The sequence below is a fragment of the Micromonospora sp. NPDC049051 genome, assembly GCF_043197575.1.
Classification (GTDB): domain Bacteria; phylum Actinomycetota; class Actinomycetes; order Mycobacteriales; family Micromonosporaceae; genus Micromonospora.
Map to the genome: position 1 here is coordinate 1138148 of NZ_JBICTL010000001.1, position 17872 is coordinate 1156019.

Genomic DNA, 17872 nt, shown 5'->3' on the forward strand with positions numbered 1-17872 from the left:
GGCGTCAGAGCGGGATGTTGCCGTGCTTCTTCGGGGGCAGGGTCTCGCGCTTGGTACGCAGCACCCGCAGCGCGCGGACGATCTGGGTACGCGTCTCGTGCGGCGGGATGACGCTGTCCACGTAACCGCGCTCGGCGGCGATGTACGGGTTGGCGAGGGTGTCCTCGTACTCGGCGATCTTCTCGGCCCGTACGGCTGCCGGATCCTCGGCGGCGGCCAGGTCGGAGCGGTAGAGGATGTTCACCGCGCCCTGCGCGCCCATCACCGCGATCTGGGCGGTGGGCCAGGCGAAGTTCAGGTCCGCGCCGAGGTGCTTGGAGCCCATCACGTCGTACGCCCCGCCGTAGGCCTTGCGGGTGATCACGGTGACCTTGGGGACGGTGGCCTCGGCGTACGCGTAGATGAGCTTCGCGCCCCGGCGGATGATGCCGTCCCACTCCTGGCCGGTGCCGGGCAGGAAGCCGGGGACGTCCACGAAGGTCAGCACGGGGATGTTGAACGCGTCGCAGGTGCGTACGAACCGGGCGGCCTTCTCCGAGGCGGCGATGTCCAGGGTGCCCGCGAAGTGCATCGGCTGGTTGGCGACCACGCCCACCGGCCGGCCCTCGACCCGGCCGTAGCCGACGACCATGTTCTGCGCGTAGAGCGGCTGGACCTCCAGGAACTCGCCGTCGTCGAGGACGTGCTCGATCACCCGGTGCATGTCGTACGGCTGGTTGGCCGAGTCGGGGATCAGGGTGTCCAGCTCCCGGTCGGCGTCGGTCACGTCGGTGTCGGCGGGGGCGTCGAAGACCACCGGCTCGTCCAGGTTGTTCGACGGCAGGTACGACAGCAGCGCCTTGACGTAGTCGATCGCGTCCTGCTCGTCCGTGGCGAGGTAGTGCGCGTTGCCGCTGCGCGAGTTGTGCGTACGGGCGCCGCCCAGCTCCTCCATCCCCACGTCCTCGCCGGTGACCGTCTTGATGACGTCCGGGCCGGTGATGAACATGTGCGAGGTCTGGTCGACCATCACGGTGAAGTCGGTGACCGCCGGGGAGTAGACCGCGCCGCCGGCGCACGGGCCCATGATCAGGGAGATCTGCGGGATGACCCCGCTGGCCCGGACGTTGCGGAAGAAGATCTCGCCGTAGAGGCCGAGCGAGGCGACGCCCTCCTGGATGCGCGCGCCCCCGGAGTCGTTGATGCCGATGACCGGGCAGCCGATCTTCATGGCCAGGTCCATCACCTTGACGATCTTCTCGCCGAAGACCTCGCCGAGGGAGCCGCCGAAGACGGTGAAGTCCTGGGCGAAGACGCAGACCTGCCGGCCGTCGATGGTGCCGTAGCCGGTGATGACGCCGTCGCCGTACGGGCGGGTCTTCGCCAGCCCGAAGTTGGTCGACCGGTGCCGGGCCAGCTCGTCCAGCTCGACGAACGAACCCTCGTCGAGCAGCATCTCGATCCGCTCGCGGGCGGTCTTCTTGCCCCTCGCGTGCTGCTTCTCGACCGCGCGCGCCGACCCGGCGTGCACCGCCTCGTCGACCCGCCGCTCCAGGTCGGCCAGCTTGCCCGCGGTGCTGTGGAGGTTGATCCCGGTCTCGGTAGTCACTCTGGGAATATAACGATGGTTCAGGCCGTCGCCGCTGTGCAGTTCGCCTCAGCCGGGTGCCGCGACGCCCGCGGGGCGTCCGCCGGGCGGACCGTAGGCTGACGGTATGCCGGGTTCGCCGTACACCGATCTGGACCGCCCACCGCTGTCGGCGGCGCGGCTGGGGCGCGCGCTGGTCGCCCCGCACGGCCCGTGGGCCCGGCTGGAGCTGCGCGTCGAGACCGGCTCCACGAACGCGGACGTCGTCGAGGCGGCCCGGGCCGGCGAGCCGGAGGGCCTCGTCGTGGTGGCTGAGCGGCAGACCGCCGGGCGCGGCCGGCGCGGGCGGGTCTGGCAGTCGCCGCCCCGGGCGGGCATCGCGACCAGCGTGCTGTTGCGGCCCGGCGAGGCCGGCGAGGAGCGCGGCTGGCCGCCGGTGTCCCCCGCCGGGTACGGCTGGCTGCCGTTGCTCGCCGGCGTCGCGCTCGTCGAGGCGGTGACCCGGCTGGCCGAGCTGGACGCGGGCCTGAAATGGCCGAACGACCTGCTCGTCGACGGCCGCAAGTGCGGGGGGATCCTGGCCGAGGCGGTGCCGGCGACCGAACCGGGAGAGCCACCGGCCATCGTGCTCGGCATCGGCCTGAACGTGACGTTGCGCGCCCACGAGTTGCCGGAGAACCCGGGCGGGATGCCGGCCACCTCGCTGCAGCTGGCCGGCGCGTCCGCCACCGACCGGGATCCGCTGCTGCGGGCCCTGCTGCGCGCGCTCGCCGACTGGTACGACCAGTGGCGCGCGAGCGGCGCCGACGTGCGGGAGTGCGGGCTGCACGAGGCGTACCTGCGTTCGTGCGACACGATCGGCCGGCAGGTCCGGGTGCTGCTGCCCGGCGGCGGTGAGCTGGCCGGCCAGGCCACCGGGATCGACCTCGACGGGCGGCTGGTGGTGCGGGCGCCGGACGGCGAGCACCGGGTGGCCGCCGGGGACGTCCTGCACGTGCGGTAGCTCGGCGCAGAGGTTCCCGCGACACGGCCCTTGTGGCGGAGGCGGCCGGACGGCGGGAGCCGCTAGCGTCATCGCCGACATCGTGGACGCGAGGAGGTTCGTGTGGCATTCCCGGAAGACGTGCTCACCGAGGACGAGCACGTCGTACTGCACCTGCACCCGCACTGGAAGGCGCTGATCCGGCCGGTCGCGGTGCTCGTGCTCGCCGTCGCGGCGGTGGTGGCCGGCGTGCTCCTGCTGCCGTCCGGAGGGGGCGGCTCGATCGCGCTCGCCGTCATCGGTGGCCTGGCACTGCTGGCGGTGCTGTGGCTGGCGCTCTGGCCGTTCCTGGTCTGGCGGACCACCCACTACCTCTTCACGAACGAGCGGGTGCTGCTCCAGCAGGGGGTGCTCTCGCGCGACCGGCGGGACATCCCGCTGACCCGGGTCAACGACCACGCGATGAACCAGAAGTTCGTGGAGCGCCTGCTCGGCTGCGGAACCCTGACCATCGAGTCCGCCGGCGAGCGGGGCCAGTCCGTCCTGCACGACGTGCCGAGGGTCGGCCAGGTGCAGACCAAGCTCTACGAGCTGGTGGAGGCCCACCACGACAAGCACTCCCTGGGCGACGGCGAGATGCGCGAGATCCTGGCGGACCTGCACGACGGCAAGCCGCTGCGCGACCCCACCACCTGACGGTCCGGGCTCAGCGGGCGCCGGGCCTCCGGCTCAGCGGCGCGGCGGGCGGCGGGTGCTGGCCTGTAGCTCGGCGGCCAGTTCCGCCTCCAGTTCCCGGTCGAGGGAGCGGCCCAGGCCGGCGTCGAGCCGGGCGGGGCGCCCCTGGACCGGGGCTCCGGGGCCCGCCGCCGGCGCGGGGTTCTTCTGCCCCAGCACGACGTGTGCGGGGCGCGGCGCGGTGCCCGGTGGTGGTTCGGCCTCCTCCAGCTCGGAGATCGACTCGGCCAGCTCGGCCACCGGATCCATCTCGGCCATGGTGTCCCATTCGTCGCGCGGGATGCTGTGCCAGGTGTCGGCCGCGTGGGCCGGGGCGGGTTGGAAGACGAACGTCCGGTAGGACCAGAAGCGGAACAGCGTCGCGAGCAGCACGCCACCGGTCTTGGCCACGTTGAGTGCCAGCAGGCTGGTCAGGCCCAGCCCGTACTTGGCGGCGGCCAGAACACCCAGCTCGATGAGCAGGCCGGCCCCGTTGAACAGGAAAAAGAGGACGTATTCACGCTGCATCGCCGCTTTCGGGCGATCACGGTACGTCCAGTGACGATTCATTAGATATGACGTGATCGTCGCCACCACGGTCGCGATGACCGTCGCCTTCAGTTGACCATCGACGAAAACGGTCAGTGCGAGCACGTTGAACACGGCGTAATTGATTACGGTGTTGACGCCGCCGACGATTCCGAACTTGAGCGCCTCGTGGATGAACTTCTGCCAGCGCTCAGGCAGCAGACGGACAAGACGCATGCGGAACACCTTAGGGCAGTGGGCGGGGGCCGGCAGGCTCCGGCCGGGACGGGGTGGGCGGTAGGTCACGCCCGGTGGTCTCGGTCGTGCTTCTCTTCCGGAACGGTGGGGGTTCCCGCTTCGACGAAGACGAACCGTCGGTAGGACCAGAACCGGAACAGCGTCCCGAGCCCCGTCCCGACGATGAAGCTGGCGATGTTGTCGGCCAGCGGCGTCTGGAACACCTGCGGCCAGATGCTGCCCAGGCCGTAGCGGCTGATCGCCAGGCAGGCCACGGCGATCCCCAGGCCGACGCCGTTGAAGAAGAAGAACAGCGCGTACTCGCGGGCCGGGTTGGAGCGCTTGCGGTGCCGCCACGTCCAGAACCGGTTGCCGATGAACGCCACGGTCGCCGCGATCACCGTCGAGATGGTCTTCGCGGTGACCTGCTCGACGCCCCGCACGCTCGTCAGGTAGTTGAAGAGCGCGAAGTCGATCAGGAAGGCGACCCCGCCCACGGTGGCGAACTTGCTCAGCTCGCGGACGAGGTGGCCGAAGCGGTCCACCAGCGAACGGAGCAGACCCGTGCGGGTCTGCCGGGAGCCTGGCTCCCCGGTCATCGTGGCGGCCACGACGCGAGCGTACCGGCTGTGGACATCTCGCACGGGTAGCAACGGCGGACCGACCGTACGGGTGGGCGTCTGTGGACAGAGCGTAACGAGATCGGCGACGGCGCGGGCCGATTCGCGGGTTCCGCCGACGGGAGCGTGCCCGGCCGGGGCCGTGAGTGTTCCCACAAGCATTTGCGTGAAACTGCGCGTGAAAGCGGGTATTAGCTCGCGATGCCGCAGCGTGACCGCAGCTTGTGCAGTTCTTCACAACCAGTCCCACTGACTGGTGACCTCGCCCGGTTTACGCTGAGGCCAATCCCAGGTTTCCACGAAGGGCGACGCACCGCGCCGTTTAGGACGCACAGCGCCGTCAAGACTCGTGCATCCCATAGACCGGTCAGCGTCGACCACCAAGGAGATGTGTCATGGTTGCTCCGGCTACCGTTCGGGGTATCGATCAGGCCCCGACGTCCCACCCCAAACTGCTCGCTTGGGTCCGTGAGGTCGCTGAACTGACCACCCCCGACCGTGTCGTCTGGGTGGACGGGTCCGACGAGGAGTGGCGTCGCCTCACCGACGAGCTGGTCGAGGCCGGCACCCTGATCCGGCTGAACCCCGAGAAGAAGCCCAACTCCTTCTACGCGCGCACCGACCCGACGGACGTCGCCCGGGTCGAGGAGCGCACCTTCATCTGCTCCGTCGACGAGGCGGACGCCGGCCCCACCAACAACTGGATGGCGCCGGCCGAGATGAAGCGGACGATGACGGAGCTGTACCGCGGCTGCATGCGCGGGCGCACGATGTACGTCATTCCGTTCTGCATGGGCCCGGTCGAGGCCGAGAGCCCCATGTTCGGCGTCGAGATCACCGACAGCCCGTACGTGGTGGCCTCCATGCGCATCATGACCCGGATGGGCGCGAAGGTCCTCGAGGCCATGGGCGACGACGCCGACTTCGTCCACGCGCTGCACTCCATCGGCGCCCCGCTCGCCCCCGGCCAGCAGGACGTGGCCTGGCCGTGCAACGAGACCAAGTACATCTCGCACTTCCCCGAGACCCGGGAGATCTGGTCCTTCGGCTCCGGTTACGGCGGCAACTCGCTGCTCGGCAAGAAGTGCTACTCGCTGCGGATCGCCAGCGTGATGGGCCGCGACGAGGGCTGGCTCGCCGAGCACATGCTCATCCTCAAGATCACCTCTCCGGAGGGGAAGGTCTACCACATCGCCGGCGCCTTCCCGTCGGCCTGCGGCAAGACCAACCTGGCTATGCTGGAGCCCACCATCCCGGGCTGGAAGGTCGAGACCATCGGCGACGACATCGCCTGGATGCGCTTCGGCCCCGACGGCCGCCTCTACGCCGTCAACCCCGAGTACGGCCTCTTCGGTGTCGCTCCGGGCACCGACTGGAAGACCAACGCCAACGCGATGCGGACGCTGGACCGCGGCAACTCCGTCTTCACCAACGTCGCCCTGACCGACGACGGGGACATCTGGTGGGAGGGCATGGGCGAGCCGCCGGCGCACCTGGTCGACTGGAAGGGCAACGACTGGACGCCGGAGAGCGACAGCCTCTCCTCGCACGCGAACAGCCGCTTCTGCACCCCGATCACCCAGTGCCCGATCCTCGCCGAGGACTACTACGACCCGAACGGCGTGCCGATCGACGCGATCCTCTTCGGCGGTCGCCGCCGGGACACCATCCCGCTGGTGACCGAGGCCCGCGACTGGGTGCACGGCGTCTACATGGGCGCGACGCTCTCCTCGGAGACCACCGCCGCCGCCTCCGGTGCCGTGGGCGTCGTCCGGCGCGACCCGATGGCGATGCTGCCGTTCATCGGCTACCACGCCGGCGACTACTTCCGGCACTGGATCGAGATGGGCAAGGGCGCCGACGGCGACGAGTCCAAGCTGCCGAAGATCTACTACGTCAACTGGTTCCGCAAGGACCCGGAGGGCAACTTCCTCTGGCCGGGCTTCGGCGAGAACTCGCGCGTACTGAAGTGGATCATCGAGCGGATCGAGGGGCGCGCCGAGGGCGTCGAGACCCCGATCGGCATGGTCCCGGCCCAGGACGCGCTCGACGTCGAGGGCCTGGACATGACCCCGGAGGACGTCCGGATCGCGCTGAAGGTCGACGCGGAGGAGTGGCGCAAGGAGCTTCCGCTGGTCACCGAGTGGTTCGAGAAGTTCGGCGACAAGCTGCCGGGCGTGCTCTGGGCCGAGCTGGACGCGCTGCGGGCCCGGCTCGACGCGGCGCCGCAGCGCTGAGGGCAGGTGTGATCGACGCCCCGACCGGGCATCATCAGATCCCATGAGGACGGCCGCCGCGACCGAGGTCCGGCGGCCGTCCGCCGTCCGGGCGCTGACCACCCTGCTCGCGCTGACCGCGGCGGCCACCGTCGTGGTCGAGCTGCTCAACTGGTGGTACGCCCCGGAGCAGGGCTTCGGGCTGGCGGTGCGGACCGGCTGGGCGATGCTCCGGTCGTTCGGCTTTCTGCTGCTGATCGGGCACGTCCGCCGGGGCCGGACGGCGGCCCGGCCGTTCGGGCTGATCCTGGCGGTGACCACGGTCTTCGCGGTCGGTCGGCTGATCGTGCCCCGGCAGGGGGTGCCACCGCTGCCGGGACTGCTCGGCTTCGCCCTGCTCACCGTGCTCTGCGCCGCCGTGGTCTGGCTGCTCTACCGCTCACCAGCCGTCGCCGGGCACCTGGTCCGTCACCGGCCCCGGCTGGTCATCGACCGCGAGGGCATCTCCTGGCGGGAGACCCCGCCCCGCCGGCCGGAGGTCAACGGTTGGCTGCTCACCAGCCGGGTCGCGGCGTTCACCTACAGCCCGCTCATGCTGGTCCCGGCCCTGGTCGCCGCCGGCGCGGTCCTGGACGACCGGCTGACCGCCGTACCCGCCGTGCTGTTCTGGTTCGTCGCCGGGATCGTGACCAGCTACGCGGTGCTCTTCTGCACCGCCTTCCTCATGCGCGGCAAGCGCTGGGCGCGCACGCTGCTGGTGGCCGTCACCGCGATCGTGCTCGCCGTCGACCTGCCGTTGTGCTGGTGGCTGCTCGGCCCGGACGGGCTGGTCCGCGACGGTGGCCCGCTGGTGGCCGCCGCCGTGCTGACGCTCTACGGCCTCCGGCGCGGCACCCGCGCCGAACGCGCCACCCGCCCGGCGTAACACGCCACCCCGAGCATGGCCATGGGCTCGTTCCCCATCCGCCCGGGGACAATGCCTTCGCGCTGTCGACCTGCCCCGCCCACAAGACCGCCCGCGGACCCACCCCGCCCCTCGTCCCGCCCACGCAAGCGTCCGCGGGCCCGTCACGCCCAGCCCTTCGCCGATCTTGGTAGGAACATGCCCCTCCAGGCGGGCTCAACTGGTGGTTGCAACGCCTCCTTCATGTGCGCGTCCTCCCGCCATGCGTGGAGGCGCCGTCGCTGCCGGGGATGGTTCGGGGGACCCGGATCGAACCTCGGCTTCTGGTTCGTGGGTCCGAGCGAGGGCTCCGGGAGGGCCCCGGGAGGACACCGGGAGGGCCCCACGAGGGCTTCGGGAAGGACCCGGGAGGACGGCGGTGAGTTCGTGGTCCTTGTTGACGTGCCGGGCGGGTTTCGTCGCGCCGGGCGTCTCCGGCGGCAGGATGGCCGCAGGGAGCCGGACCGGCGGTGGGAGGTGACGCGTGGGCGACGAGTCCGTGGGCGACGAGTTCGACGTGGTGGTGGTCGGCGCGGGTCCGGCCGGGGCGGCCGCCGCGCTGGCGGCCCGGCGGGCGGGGGCGAGCGTGCTGCTGCTGGACCGCTCGGACTTTCCCCGGGACAAGGCGTGCGGGGACGGCATCGCCGCGCACGCGCTGGACGTGCTGGGCGAGCTCGGGGTGTCCGACGCGGTGGCCGGGTACGCGCCGCTGCCGGCGCTGCGACTGGTCGGCCCGGGCGGCGGGACCGTGGCCCGGGCGCTGCCCCGGCCGGCGTACACCGTGCCCCGGAAGGTCTTCGACGCCCGGCTGGTGGCGGCGGCGGTCGCGGCCGGCGCGCGGCTGCGCCGGCACGCGGTGCGGCACGTCGACGTCCGGGCCGACCGGGTGGTGCTCGACGGCGGGCTGGCGGCGCGGGCCGTGGTCGGCGCGGACGGCGCCGGGTCCGTGGTCCGGCGGGCGCTCGGGCACCGACCGAATCCCGACCGGCACCTGGCGCTCGCCATCCGGGGGTACGCCCCGGCACTGCCCGGCCCGCCCGAGCAGCTCATCGTCACCTCGGCGCCGCGCTGGCCGGCGTACGCCTGGTCGTTTCCGATCGGGGACGGCCGGGCGAACGTCGGGTACGGGGAGGTGCTGCGGGGTGAGCCGCTGACCCGGGCGCACCTGCTCGACCGGCTCGCCGCGCTGCTGCCCGGCACGGACCCGGCGGCGGTGACCGACCTGCGGGCCCACCACCTGCCGCTGTCGACGCACCGTCCCGCCCCCGGGCGCGGCCGGCTGGTGCTCGCCGGCGACGCGCTCTCGCTGATCAATCCGTTCACCGGCGAGGGCATCTTCTACGCGCTGCTCTCCGGCGCGCTCGCCGGGGCGGCCGCCGCCGGCACGCCCGAGCGGGCCGCCCGGCGGTACGCGGCGGCGCTGCGCCGACGCCTCGGCACCCACCTGCGGCACAGCTCGCTGGCGGCCTGGCTGGCCCGGCACCGCCAGGTGGTCGACGCCGCGGTCCGCGCGGCGCGGCGCGACGACCGCGTCTACCGGACGGTGGTCGAGCTGGGATTGGGCGACGGACGGCTCGACGTGCGCACCCTCGGCATGATCGGCATCGGTCTGTCGGCGCGGGAGCGCATTCCGAGGCGGTGAACCGGCGGACAGGTCGCTACGCTGCAAGGTGATGACTCTGCGGGACCTGATCTACTCGGTGTACGAGCGTCGCCTCACGGCGAAGCTCGCGGGCAAGCCGGTGCCCCGGCACGTCGGCGTGATGTGCGACGGCAACCGCAGGTGGGCCCGGGAGATGGGCTACGTCGACCCGAACGACGGGCACCGGATGGGCGCCGTCAAGATCAAGCACATGCTGGGCTGGTGCAACCAGGCCGGCATCGGGCACGTGACCCTCTACCTCCTCGCCACCGACAACCTGCGCCGACCGGCCAAGGAACTCGACCCGCTGCTCCAGATCATCGAGGACCTGGTGGTCGAGCTGGCTGAGGAGGGCAATCCCTGGCGGCTGCGGATGGTCGGCGCGCTCGACCTGCTCCCGGCCTCGACCGCCGCCGCGCTGAAGGCCGCCGAGGAGCGCACCCGGGACCGCAGCGGCGGGGCCGAGGTCAACATCGCGGTCGGCTACGGCGGCCGGCGGGAGATCACCGACGCGGTGCGGTCGCTGCTGCTGGAGTACGCCGCCTCGGGCGGCACCCTCGAGGAACTGGCCGAGGTGCTGGACGTCGAGCACATCGCCGAGCACCTCTACACCCGGGGCCAGCCCGACCCCGACCTGGTCATCCGCACCAGCGGCGAGCAGCGCCTCTCCGGGTTCATGCTGTGGCAGTCGGCGCACTCGGAGTTCTACTTCTGCGAGCTCAACTGGCCGGACTTCCGGCACATCGACTTCCTGCGCGCCCTGCGCTCCTACGCCAACCGCCAACGCCGCTACGGCGCCTGACGCGGCCCCCGCGACCCCCGGCCGGCCCGGAGCGCGTCAGGTGAGGTGCGTGGTGGCCTCGGTGAGGAAGTCGCCGAGCGCCGCGGGGGAGTCGAGGGTCAGGTCGGCGGCCTCCGCGACCTCGCGGCCCGTCTCCGGATTGGCGACCGCGACGCAGACGCCGAAGAAGTGCGGGTCGGCGGCGGCCCGGGCCCGCAGCGCGGCGAACGCCTTGATGTCGGAGACGTCGTCGCCGAAGTACCAGGCGCCCTCGGCGTCCCGGACGATCTCGTCGATGACCATGCCCTTGTCCCGGTCGACCGGGGGCTTGAGCTCCAGCACCATCCGCCCGGCCTGGACCTTGAGCCCGAGCCGCTCGGCCTGGGCCCGGCCCCACCGCTCCACGGCCGCACCGAGCTGCGGCGCGGTGCGCCAGTGCAGCGCCACGGAGAGCCGCTTGTACTCCACCAGCGCGCCCTCGGGCAGCTCGGCCCGCGCCAGGTCGGCCAGCTCCGCCATGGTGGGCACAAAGGGCAGGGCCGCCGGCTCCGTCACGGTCTCGCCGCCGGAGTGGCTGTGCTCCAGGCCGTAGAGGCCGTACAGGTCGACGCCGTCGAGGCCCCCGAGTTGGTCGCGGAGGAACTCGACGGGACGCGCGGAGACGATCGCGATCCGCCGGACGACCGGGGCGAGCGTCTCGATCGCGGCCAGCACCTTCGGGTCGGGGCGCACGGCGGTGGGGTCGTCGTCGACCGGTGCCAGGGTGCCGTCGAAGTCGAAGAAGAGCACGGTCCCGGCCGACCTTCCGGCGGTCGTCCGCCAGGCCTGGTCGGCGTCCAACGGGGTTCTCGGCTGGTGGTTGCCCAGATTCAACGGCGGCACGCGCGACAGCGTACCCCGGGCGGGGCGGCTCAATCCCCGTCCGAGCGGTGGCCACCGTCCGGCGCCCGGAGGCGTGCGCGGTCGGTGCGCGGCGGGCTGACGGTCAGCGTTCGGCGGCTCCCCGTCCCCGCCGGCCGAACGGCACGACGGCGGCCTCCTGGCCGTGGTTGAGCAGGTAACCCTCGACGAATCCGCTGTTGCGGTCGCCGCTGCGCTCCTCGATCTCCTTCAGCCGGCCGACGAGGAAGTCGGTCAGGGCGCTGACCCGGTCGTTGAGCCGGTCGTGCAGCTCGGCGACCACGGCCAGGATCACCGCGGTGCCGGCGGCGGTGAGCGCCACGAGGTTGACGAGCAGCGGAAGCTGCCCGCCGTTGACCGCCAGGGTCACGACGTTTCCGGTCACGCCCAGTGTCAGCGACACGGCGGCGATCACGACTGCCATCCACTTCAGGGTCATGGACAGACCCCTCCTTCTGTCCCGCAGGGCTGGGTTCGGCCTTGTCCCGTCCCCCCGCCGACGACGAGCCCAAGCAGTACGAATAGGGACGCTAGCGCGCCCGTTCCGGCCCCGGAGCGAAACGAATGAGTCTGACCTGCCGTTCTTTCGCCATCTGAGGAACTAGCCGGCCTGTTTCCCTCGTTTTCGGACATCGACCGGGAGAGTGGGGCGATACGCGAGGTATCTGATGGTTTCCCGGATGTGGAACTTCTCCGCGTCGGAGACGTCGGGGTCCACGAGCCGACGCAACAGCGCCTCCACGTCCGGGTCCATCGGCGGCGCGGTCGCGGTGTTGCGCGGCGTGGCCGCCCGCTCCCAGCCCAGGGCCGCGAAGGCGGTCGCGGGGCTGAGGCCGAGGCCCTCGCAGAACGCGACGACGCGCTCGGCCTCCGGGTCGCTGGCCCAGTCGCCCCGGACCCAGCGGTTGATGGTCTGCCGGGAGACGCCGGTGCGACGGGACACCTCCGTGCCGCTCCACGCCCGGGTGGCCCGGGCCTCGTCGAGCGCCCGTCGGACGAAGGTGGCGAAGGCGATCTTCCGTGCGTTGGCCGTCTCGGTCACCTGGTGACGGTACGACCATCCGGCCACCGCCGGGTGTCCTGGCACGCTGGTGTCACGCGGACGTGACGTGGTTGTCGAGGTGCCGGTAACTGACCCGACACCGCTTCTGAGGGGCGTCACCTGGGCAGAATAGATGCCCGTAGAGGCCCCGGCAAACAGACGAAAAGCTGATACTGTCACGTCCATGGGACAATCTACGGTGTGTCACGTGCATGAGACGATGAGTGCTCACATGCGTCACGCCCCCGGCGCGAGGGGGGTGTGGTGACCGAGCTAGCCACCCGTGCCCAGGCCTTCGGCCTGATCGCGGAGGGGGTGGCCACGGGTCTGAGCGCGCCATGGCGGCTCTACCTCGCCCGGGGCTGCCGTTACCTGTCACTCAGCGTCGGCGACCGTACGGAGTGGGACGCCTGGCGTACCCACCTCGGCTGCCCCGAGGTCAGCGTCCGGGTGTACGACGCCGGCGGGGAGATCCGCCGCTCCTCGGTGGCCGAGGTCGTCCTGGACGGCTGCCGGATCAGCGTCGAGCTGGTCGAGGAGGTCAGCACCGACGACCTCGACCGGCTCCTGGTCGCCGAGCCCACGCCGACCGAGCCGGAGGAGCGATGACCCGGCACCCGCGGCGCACCGGAGCCGCCGGATGAGCCCCTTCCTCGCCGTCTTCCTCGTCCTCGTCCTCGGCGCCACGAGCTACGCGGCCGGGCGGCTGCACGGCCAGCTCAGCTACCGCATCGGCTACCGGTTCGGCTACCGGCAGGGCTACTTCGACGGCGACCGGGGGGCCTGGAACCGCCGTCGCCGCGACGCCCAGGCCGCCATCGCGTCCGCCCTGGCCGGCCCGTCGCCGGTCACCGCCGCCCGGGTCACCGGCACGGTGGTCCGGCCCGGCACCACGTACACCGGCTCGTCGTTCACGGCGCCGGTCGCCGGGCGGCACCCGACCGGCACCCTGGTCCGGCGGACCGGTTGAGCCCCGGTCGACGGGGAGCCCGAGGCCCCGTCGACCGGAACCAGCGCGGTGCGTCGTCCGCGGCGGACACGCACCGTCGGGGCCACGTCAGACCGGTGACGGTGGTCCCACCGGCCGGGATGCGCGCAGGGGGCATGCATCCCGGCCGGTTTCGCCGCCGGCCGAGTTCACCCGCCGGTCCCCGGAGATCCACCGTCGCCCTCTAGCCCACGGGGTCCGACGCGGCTAGCGTCTAGGCATGGCACGGGGTTCTCCCGGGCCAGCCGGTCCGCCCGGATCTGCGACCTCGCGCACGGGGTTCCGCATCCGACCCCGTGTCCCCGGGCACCGGAGGAGGCGGAACGCGGGTGGCGGATGCCCATCCGTCGGAGCAGGCCTGTGACGACTCGCCGAACGCCCGCCGGGACCGACCAGACCCCGGCCGCGACTGCCACGACCCGCCGCGCCACCCGGAGCCGCCGCAGCGCGTCCGCCGCTCCGGTCGGCAACGAGGAGCCCCGACCAGCCGGCCAGGCGTTCGTCCTGGACACCTCGGTGCTCCTGTCCGACCCGGCGGCCTTCCACCGCTTCGCCGAGCACGAGGTGGTCCTGCCCCTCGTGGTCATCTCCGAACTGGAGGGCAAGCGCCACCATCCGGAGCTGGGCTGGTTCGCCCGGCAGTCCCTGCGCATGCTGGACGAGCTGCGGGTCCGGCACGGGCGGCTGGACCGCCCGGTGCCCGCCAACGAGTCCGGGGGCACGCTGCGGGTGGAGCTGAACCACTCCGACGACGGGGTGCTGCCGCCGGGGTTCCGCACCGACTCCAACGACGCCCGGATCCTCTCCGTGGCGCTGAACCTCGCCGCCGAGGGGCGGGAGGTGACGCTCGTCAGCAAGGACATGCCGCTGCGGGTCAAGGCCGCCTCGGTGGGCCTGCGGGCGGACGAGTACCGGCACGGCCAGGCCAGCGACCCCACCTGGACCGGGATGGCCGAGCTGGAGCTCGCCGAGGAGCAGATCGGCCGGCTCTACGCCGGCGAGGCGCTCGACCTGGACGTCGCCGCCGGGCTGCCGTGCCACACGGGCCTGGTGCTGCACTCGGCCCGGGGCTCGGCGCTCGGCCGGGTGCTGCCCGACAAGACCGTACGGCTGGTCCGCGGCGACCGGGAGGCGTTCGGGCTGCACGGCCGCTCGGCCGAACAGCGGATCGCGCTGGACCTGCTGTTGGACGAGTCGGTGGGCATCGTCTCGCTGGGCGGGCGGGCCGGCACCGGGAAGTCGGCGCTGGCCCTCTGCGCCGGGCTGGAGGCGGTGATGGAGCGCCGCCGGCACAAGAAGGTCGTGGTCTTCCGTCCGCTCTACGCCGTGGGCGGCCAAGAGCTGGGCTACCTGCCCGGCTCGGAGTCGGAGAAGATGTCGCCCTGGGCGCAGGCGGTCTTCGACACCCTCGGCGCGGTGGTGCACGAGAACGTGTTGGAGGAGGTCACCTCGCGCGGCCTGCTGGAGGTGCTGCCGCTGACGCACATCCGGGGCCGCAGCCTGCACGACGCCTTCGTGATCGTGGACGAGGCGCAGTCGCTGGAGCGCGGGGTGCTGCTGACGGTGCTCTCCCGGATCGGCCAGGGCTCCCGGGTGGTGCTCACGCACGACGTGGCGCAGCGGGACAACCTCCGCGTCGGGCGGCACGACGGCGTGACCGCGGTGATCGAGGCGCTGAAGGGCCATCCGCTCTTCGCTCACGTCACCCTCAGCCGTTCGGAGCGCTCGCCGATCGCGGCGATGGTGACGGATCTCCTGGAGGACATCCCGCAATGACGAGGCTTATGTAGGGGTTTGTCCGCATTTTTTGTGTGGCGCAGATCACAATCGCGTCCGTTGGTTTCCCATCAGTCCCACCGTGCGCGATGGTGTCCAACGAGCGCCCACGTACCGAGAAGATCGTTGGTGATCGTTCGTCACAGGACGCGCCAACTGCCACCCGGGTACGTCGGCTGCGACCGCCACCGGGTCGGGGCGCTTGCGACGCGGAGACGCGCCCCACCCGGGGCGCAGCCCCGCGCCGTGTCCTTGCACCCGACGAAGGGACCACTTCGTGAGTCGGCTGTGGAGCCGGTTCGGCGCCCGTACGGCCGCTGTCGCGCTGCTCTCCGTGGGCGTTGCCGGCGGCGTCTACCTGGGCGAAGACCGACAGACCCAGCAGCAGGGCCTGACCGCGCAGGTCGGTGTCGCTGTCGAGCAGGCCGAATTCGAGTACCAGCGCGAGCGGCACGCCGCCCAGCAGGTGCAGTCCGCGAAGCAGCGGGCCGCCGAGTACCAGGCGAAGCTGCGCGCCGCCGCGGCGGCCAAGGAGGCCGCCAAGCGCGCCCGCGAGGCCGAGGCCGCCGCCGCGTCGCGGAAGAAGGCCCGCGAGGCCGCCGCCAAGGCCGCGGCCGAGAAGGCCGCCGAGAGCAAGCCGTACGACGGACCGATCCCGGCCTCCTGCGCCGAGTTCAGCGGCAACCGCGAGGTCGGCTGCGCGCTCATGGTGAAGGCGGGCTTCGGGATGGACCAGTTCCCGTGCCTGAACAAGCTCTGGGACAAGGAGAGCGGCTGGAACCACAAGGCCCGCAACTCCTCGTCCGGGGCGTACGGCATCCCGCAGGCGCTGCCCGGCAGCAAGATGGGCTCTGTCGCCGACGACTGGCAGACCAACCCGGCGACCCAGATCAAGTGGGGCCTCGGCTACATCGAGGGCCGCTACGGCACGCCGTGCAAGGCCTGGGCCCACTCGCAGGACGTGGGCTGGTACTAGACCGACCTTCGAGGGCGGGGTGTGTGGGTGTCCACACACCCCGCCCTCGTCGTTCCGGTTACGGATCGCCGCAGGAGTGGCGGCTGTGCCCGTCACCTGATAGCTCTTGACGGGTGACCCTGCACCCGCCAAGCGGCGACCCGCACAGGTTCGGCACCGAGGCGTTCTACGCCGCGCTCGGCCGGGCCTTCGTCGCCATGTGCGCGGTGGTGCCGTTCCTCTTCCTCATCGAGGCCCTCGACCAGGGGCTCGCGGCCGGCTTCGACACCGCCGCCGGGATCATCCCGAAGCGGATCGACGGGCTCGACGGCGTCTTCTTCTCGCCGTTCCTGCACCACGGCTTCGACCACCTCTACAGCAACAGCATCCCGCTGATCCTGCTCGGCACCTTCGTGCTCGCCGCCGGCGCCCGCCGCTTCCTCTGGTCGACGCTCGTCATCATCCTGGTCAGCGGGCTGGGCGTGTGGTTCACCGGCTCGTCGACCTCCGTGGTGGTCGGCGCGAGCGGGGTCATCTTCGGCTACCTGGGCATCCTGCTGACCCGGGGCATCGTCGAACGGAGCTGGTGGAACTTCGCGGTCTTCCTGCTCGTCGGCCTGCTCTACGGCTGGCAGCTGGTCGGCATCCTCCCCACCGACGAGCGGATCTCCTGGCAGGGCCACCTGTTCGGGCTGCTCGGCGGGGTGGTCGCCGCGATCATCTTCCGGCGCCGGCGGGGAGACCTCGGCGGTCCCTACCGCTCGGAGTCCACGCTCACGATGCCCTGACCGGCGTGCGGCCGGCCGTCCTGGCTCGGCGGTGCGGCCACACCTGCCCGCCCCGTCGGCGCCGTGCCGACGCGCCGGTGCCGCGCGTCGCGGTGGGACGTGCTTGCCCGGGGGTGCCGCCGGCCCTACCGTCGGGATCAGCACGCGTTGATCCGTGAGCGGAAAGCGACGGTACGCCCATGCGTGAGGTCGATGTCGCGGTGATCGGGGCCGGCCCGGCCGGGCTGTTCGCGGCGTACTACGCCGGATTCCGGGGGCTCTCCGTCGCGGTGGTCGACGCGCTGCCCGAGCCCGGCGGCCAGATCACCGCCATGTACCCGGAGAAGCTGATCCACGACGTGGCCGGCTTCCCGGCGGTCAAGGGGCGGGACCTGGTGGCCAACCTCGTCGCCCAGGCGGCTCCCTTCGACCCGTGCTACCTGCTCGGCACCCGCGCCGAGAAGCTCTCGTACGCCGACGGGCGGCCGGTGCTCGGCCTCGCCGGGGGCGGACAGCTCCGCTGCGGGGCGGTGGTCGTCACCGGTGGGCTGGGCAGCTTCACGCCCCGACCGCTGCCCGTGGCGGAGCACTTCGCCGGCGCCGGGATCGTCTACTTCGTACCGCAGCCGGGAGAGCTGGCCGACCGGGACGTGCTGATCGTCGGCGGCGGCGACTCCGCCTTCGACTGGGCGTCGACGCTCCAGCCGCTGGCCCGCTCGGTGACGCTGGTGCACCGGCGGGAGAAGTTCCGGGCGCACGCGGCCACCGTCGCCCGGGTGCTGGGCCTGCCGGTGCGCGTCATCGTCAACGCCGAGGTGACCGGGCTGCACGGCGACGGCACGGTCACCGGCGCCGAGATCACCGTACGCGGCGGCGCGGCGGAGCTGCTGCCCGTCGACACGGTGGTGGCCGCCCTCGGCTTCACCGCCGACCTGGGGCCGCTGACCGAGTGGGGGCTGCGGCTGGACCGCCGGCACATCGTGGTCGACAGCGCGATGGCGACGAACCTGCCCCGGGTCTTCGCGGCGGGCGACATCACGGAGTACCCGGGCAAGGTACGGCTGATCGCGACCGGCTTCGGCGAGGCCGCCACGGCGGTCAACAACGCGGCGGTGGCCATCGACCCGAGCGCGCACCTGTTCCCCGGGCACTCGTCCGACGGCACCTGAGCGTCGCTACCGGATCCTGCCCCGTCCGTGGCCGGATCGAGATCG

At 72.1% G+C, this 17872-nt stretch carries 18 protein-coding genes; 12 read left to right on the forward strand and 6 right to left on the reverse strand.

Features of this window, described 5'->3' with window-relative positions; all coding sequences use genetic code 11:
• Positions 1-4: 4 nt before the first annotated feature.
• A complete protein-coding gene (locus tag ACGFIR_RS05450; RefSeq protein ID WP_393143353.1) occupies positions 5-1588 on the reverse strand; it encodes an acyl-CoA carboxylase subunit beta in 1584 nt (527 codons plus the stop codon).
• 106 nt (positions 1589-1694) lie between these two features.
• On the opposite strand from ACGFIR_RS05450, the gene ACGFIR_RS05455 reads away from it, so the two are divergent.
• Together ACGFIR_RS05455 and ACGFIR_RS05460 are read left to right on the forward strand one after the other, a co-directional pair.
• Entirely contained in the window at positions 1695-2570 is an 876-nt protein-coding gene (locus ACGFIR_RS05455) for a biotin--[acetyl-CoA-carboxylase] ligase (RefSeq protein WP_393143355.1), read from the forward strand.
• 102 nt (positions 2571-2672) lie between these two features.
• Positions 2673-3245 (forward strand): PH domain-containing protein, encoded by a 573-nt coding sequence (locus ACGFIR_RS05460; RefSeq protein WP_393000097.1) that lies wholly within the window; start codon positions 2673-2675, stop codon positions 3243-3245.
• Positions 3246-3278: 33 nt separating this feature from the next.
• On the opposite strand, the gene ACGFIR_RS05465 is transcribed toward ACGFIR_RS05460, so the two are convergent.
• Both ACGFIR_RS05465 and ACGFIR_RS05470 read right to left on the reverse strand, forming a co-directional pair.
• Positions 3279-4028, reverse strand: coding sequence for a GtrA family protein (locus ACGFIR_RS05465; protein WP_393000095.1), 750 nt, complete (start codon positions 4026-4028; stop codon positions 3279-3281).
• Positions 4029-4093: 65 nt separating this feature from the next.
• Complete coding sequence (locus ACGFIR_RS05470) at positions 4094-4627, reverse strand: GtrA family protein (RefSeq protein WP_393001351.1); 534 nt, start codon at positions 4625-4627, stop codon at positions 4094-4096.
• A 416-nt stretch (positions 4628-5043) separates the two neighbouring features.
• Between ACGFIR_RS05470 and ACGFIR_RS05475 the strand changes: the two genes are divergently transcribed.
• The 4 genes from ACGFIR_RS05475 to ACGFIR_RS05490 all read left to right on the forward strand — a co-directional run bounded on the left by ACGFIR_RS05475 (position 5044) and on the right by ACGFIR_RS05490 (position 10251).
• Positions 5044-6885, forward strand: a complete 1842-nt coding sequence (locus ACGFIR_RS05475) for a phosphoenolpyruvate carboxykinase (GTP) (RefSeq protein ID WP_393000093.1) — start codon at positions 5044-5046, stop codon at positions 6883-6885.
• A 43-nt stretch (positions 6886-6928) separates the two neighbouring features.
• Positions 6929-7789: a hypothetical protein gene (locus ACGFIR_RS05480; protein ID WP_393143356.1), complete on the forward strand. Its 861-nt coding sequence runs from the start codon at positions 6929-6931 to the stop codon at positions 7787-7789.
• Between the two features lie 502 nt (positions 7790-8291).
• Positions 8292-9449, forward strand: coding sequence for a geranylgeranyl reductase family protein (locus tag ACGFIR_RS05485; protein WP_393000089.1), 1158 nt, complete (start codon positions 8292-8294; stop codon positions 9447-9449).
• Positions 9450-9480: 31 nt separating this feature from the next.
• Positions 9481-10251 carry an isoprenyl transferase gene (locus tag ACGFIR_RS05490; protein ID WP_091634348.1) on the forward strand — a complete coding sequence of 257 codons (771 nt, stop codon included), beginning with the start codon at positions 9481-9483 and terminating at the stop codon, positions 10249-10251.
• A gap of 36 nt (positions 10252-10287) precedes the next feature.
• Here ACGFIR_RS05490 and otsB read toward each other — a convergent pair whose 3' ends face one another.
• The 3 genes from otsB to ACGFIR_RS05505 all read right to left on the reverse strand — a co-directional run bounded on the left by otsB (position 10288) and on the right by ACGFIR_RS05505 (position 12172).
• A complete protein-coding gene (otsB, locus tag ACGFIR_RS05495; RefSeq protein WP_393000085.1) occupies positions 10288-11112 on the reverse strand; it encodes a trehalose-phosphatase in 825 nt (274 codons plus the stop codon).
• 103 nt (positions 11113-11215) lie between these two features.
• Positions 11216-11569: a hypothetical protein gene (locus ACGFIR_RS05500; protein ID WP_393000082.1), complete on the reverse strand. Its 354-nt coding sequence runs from the start codon at positions 11567-11569 to the stop codon at positions 11216-11218.
• Between the two features lie 162 nt (positions 11570-11731).
• Positions 11732-12172, reverse strand: a complete 441-nt coding sequence (locus tag ACGFIR_RS05505) for an XRE family transcriptional regulator (protein WP_393143358.1) — start codon at positions 12170-12172, stop codon at positions 11732-11734.
• A gap of 264 nt (positions 12173-12436) precedes the next feature.
• Between ACGFIR_RS05505 and ACGFIR_RS05510 the strand changes: the two genes are divergently transcribed.
• The 6 genes from ACGFIR_RS05510 to ACGFIR_RS05535 all read left to right on the forward strand — a co-directional run bounded on the left by ACGFIR_RS05510 (position 12437) and on the right by ACGFIR_RS05535 (position 17827).
• Entirely contained in the window at positions 12437-12781 is a 345-nt protein-coding gene (locus ACGFIR_RS05510) for a hypothetical protein (protein WP_089003683.1), read from the forward strand.
• 31 nt (positions 12782-12812) lie between these two features.
• On the forward strand, positions 12813-13142 hold the full coding sequence (locus tag ACGFIR_RS05515; RefSeq protein WP_393143360.1) for a hypothetical protein: 330 nt from the start codon (positions 12813-12815) through the stop codon (positions 13140-13142).
• 378 nt (positions 13143-13520) lie between these two features.
• Positions 13521-14936 (forward strand): PhoH family protein, encoded by a 1416-nt coding sequence (locus ACGFIR_RS05520; protein WP_393143362.1) that lies wholly within the window; start codon positions 13521-13523, stop codon positions 14934-14936.
• A 277-nt stretch (positions 14937-15213) separates the two neighbouring features.
• Positions 15214-15912, forward strand: coding sequence for a lytic transglycosylase domain-containing protein (locus tag ACGFIR_RS05525; protein WP_393143364.1), 699 nt, complete (start codon positions 15214-15216; stop codon positions 15910-15912).
• Between the two features lie 113 nt (positions 15913-16025).
• Entirely contained in the window at positions 16026-16679 is a 654-nt protein-coding gene (locus ACGFIR_RS05530) for a rhomboid family intramembrane serine protease (RefSeq protein WP_393000072.1), read from the forward strand.
• 179 nt (positions 16680-16858) lie between these two features.
• Positions 16859-17827 (forward strand): NAD(P)/FAD-dependent oxidoreductase, encoded by a 969-nt coding sequence (locus ACGFIR_RS05535; protein ID WP_393000070.1) that lies wholly within the window; start codon positions 16859-16861, stop codon positions 17825-17827.
• The last annotated feature ends 45 nt before the right edge of the window (positions 17828-17872 follow it).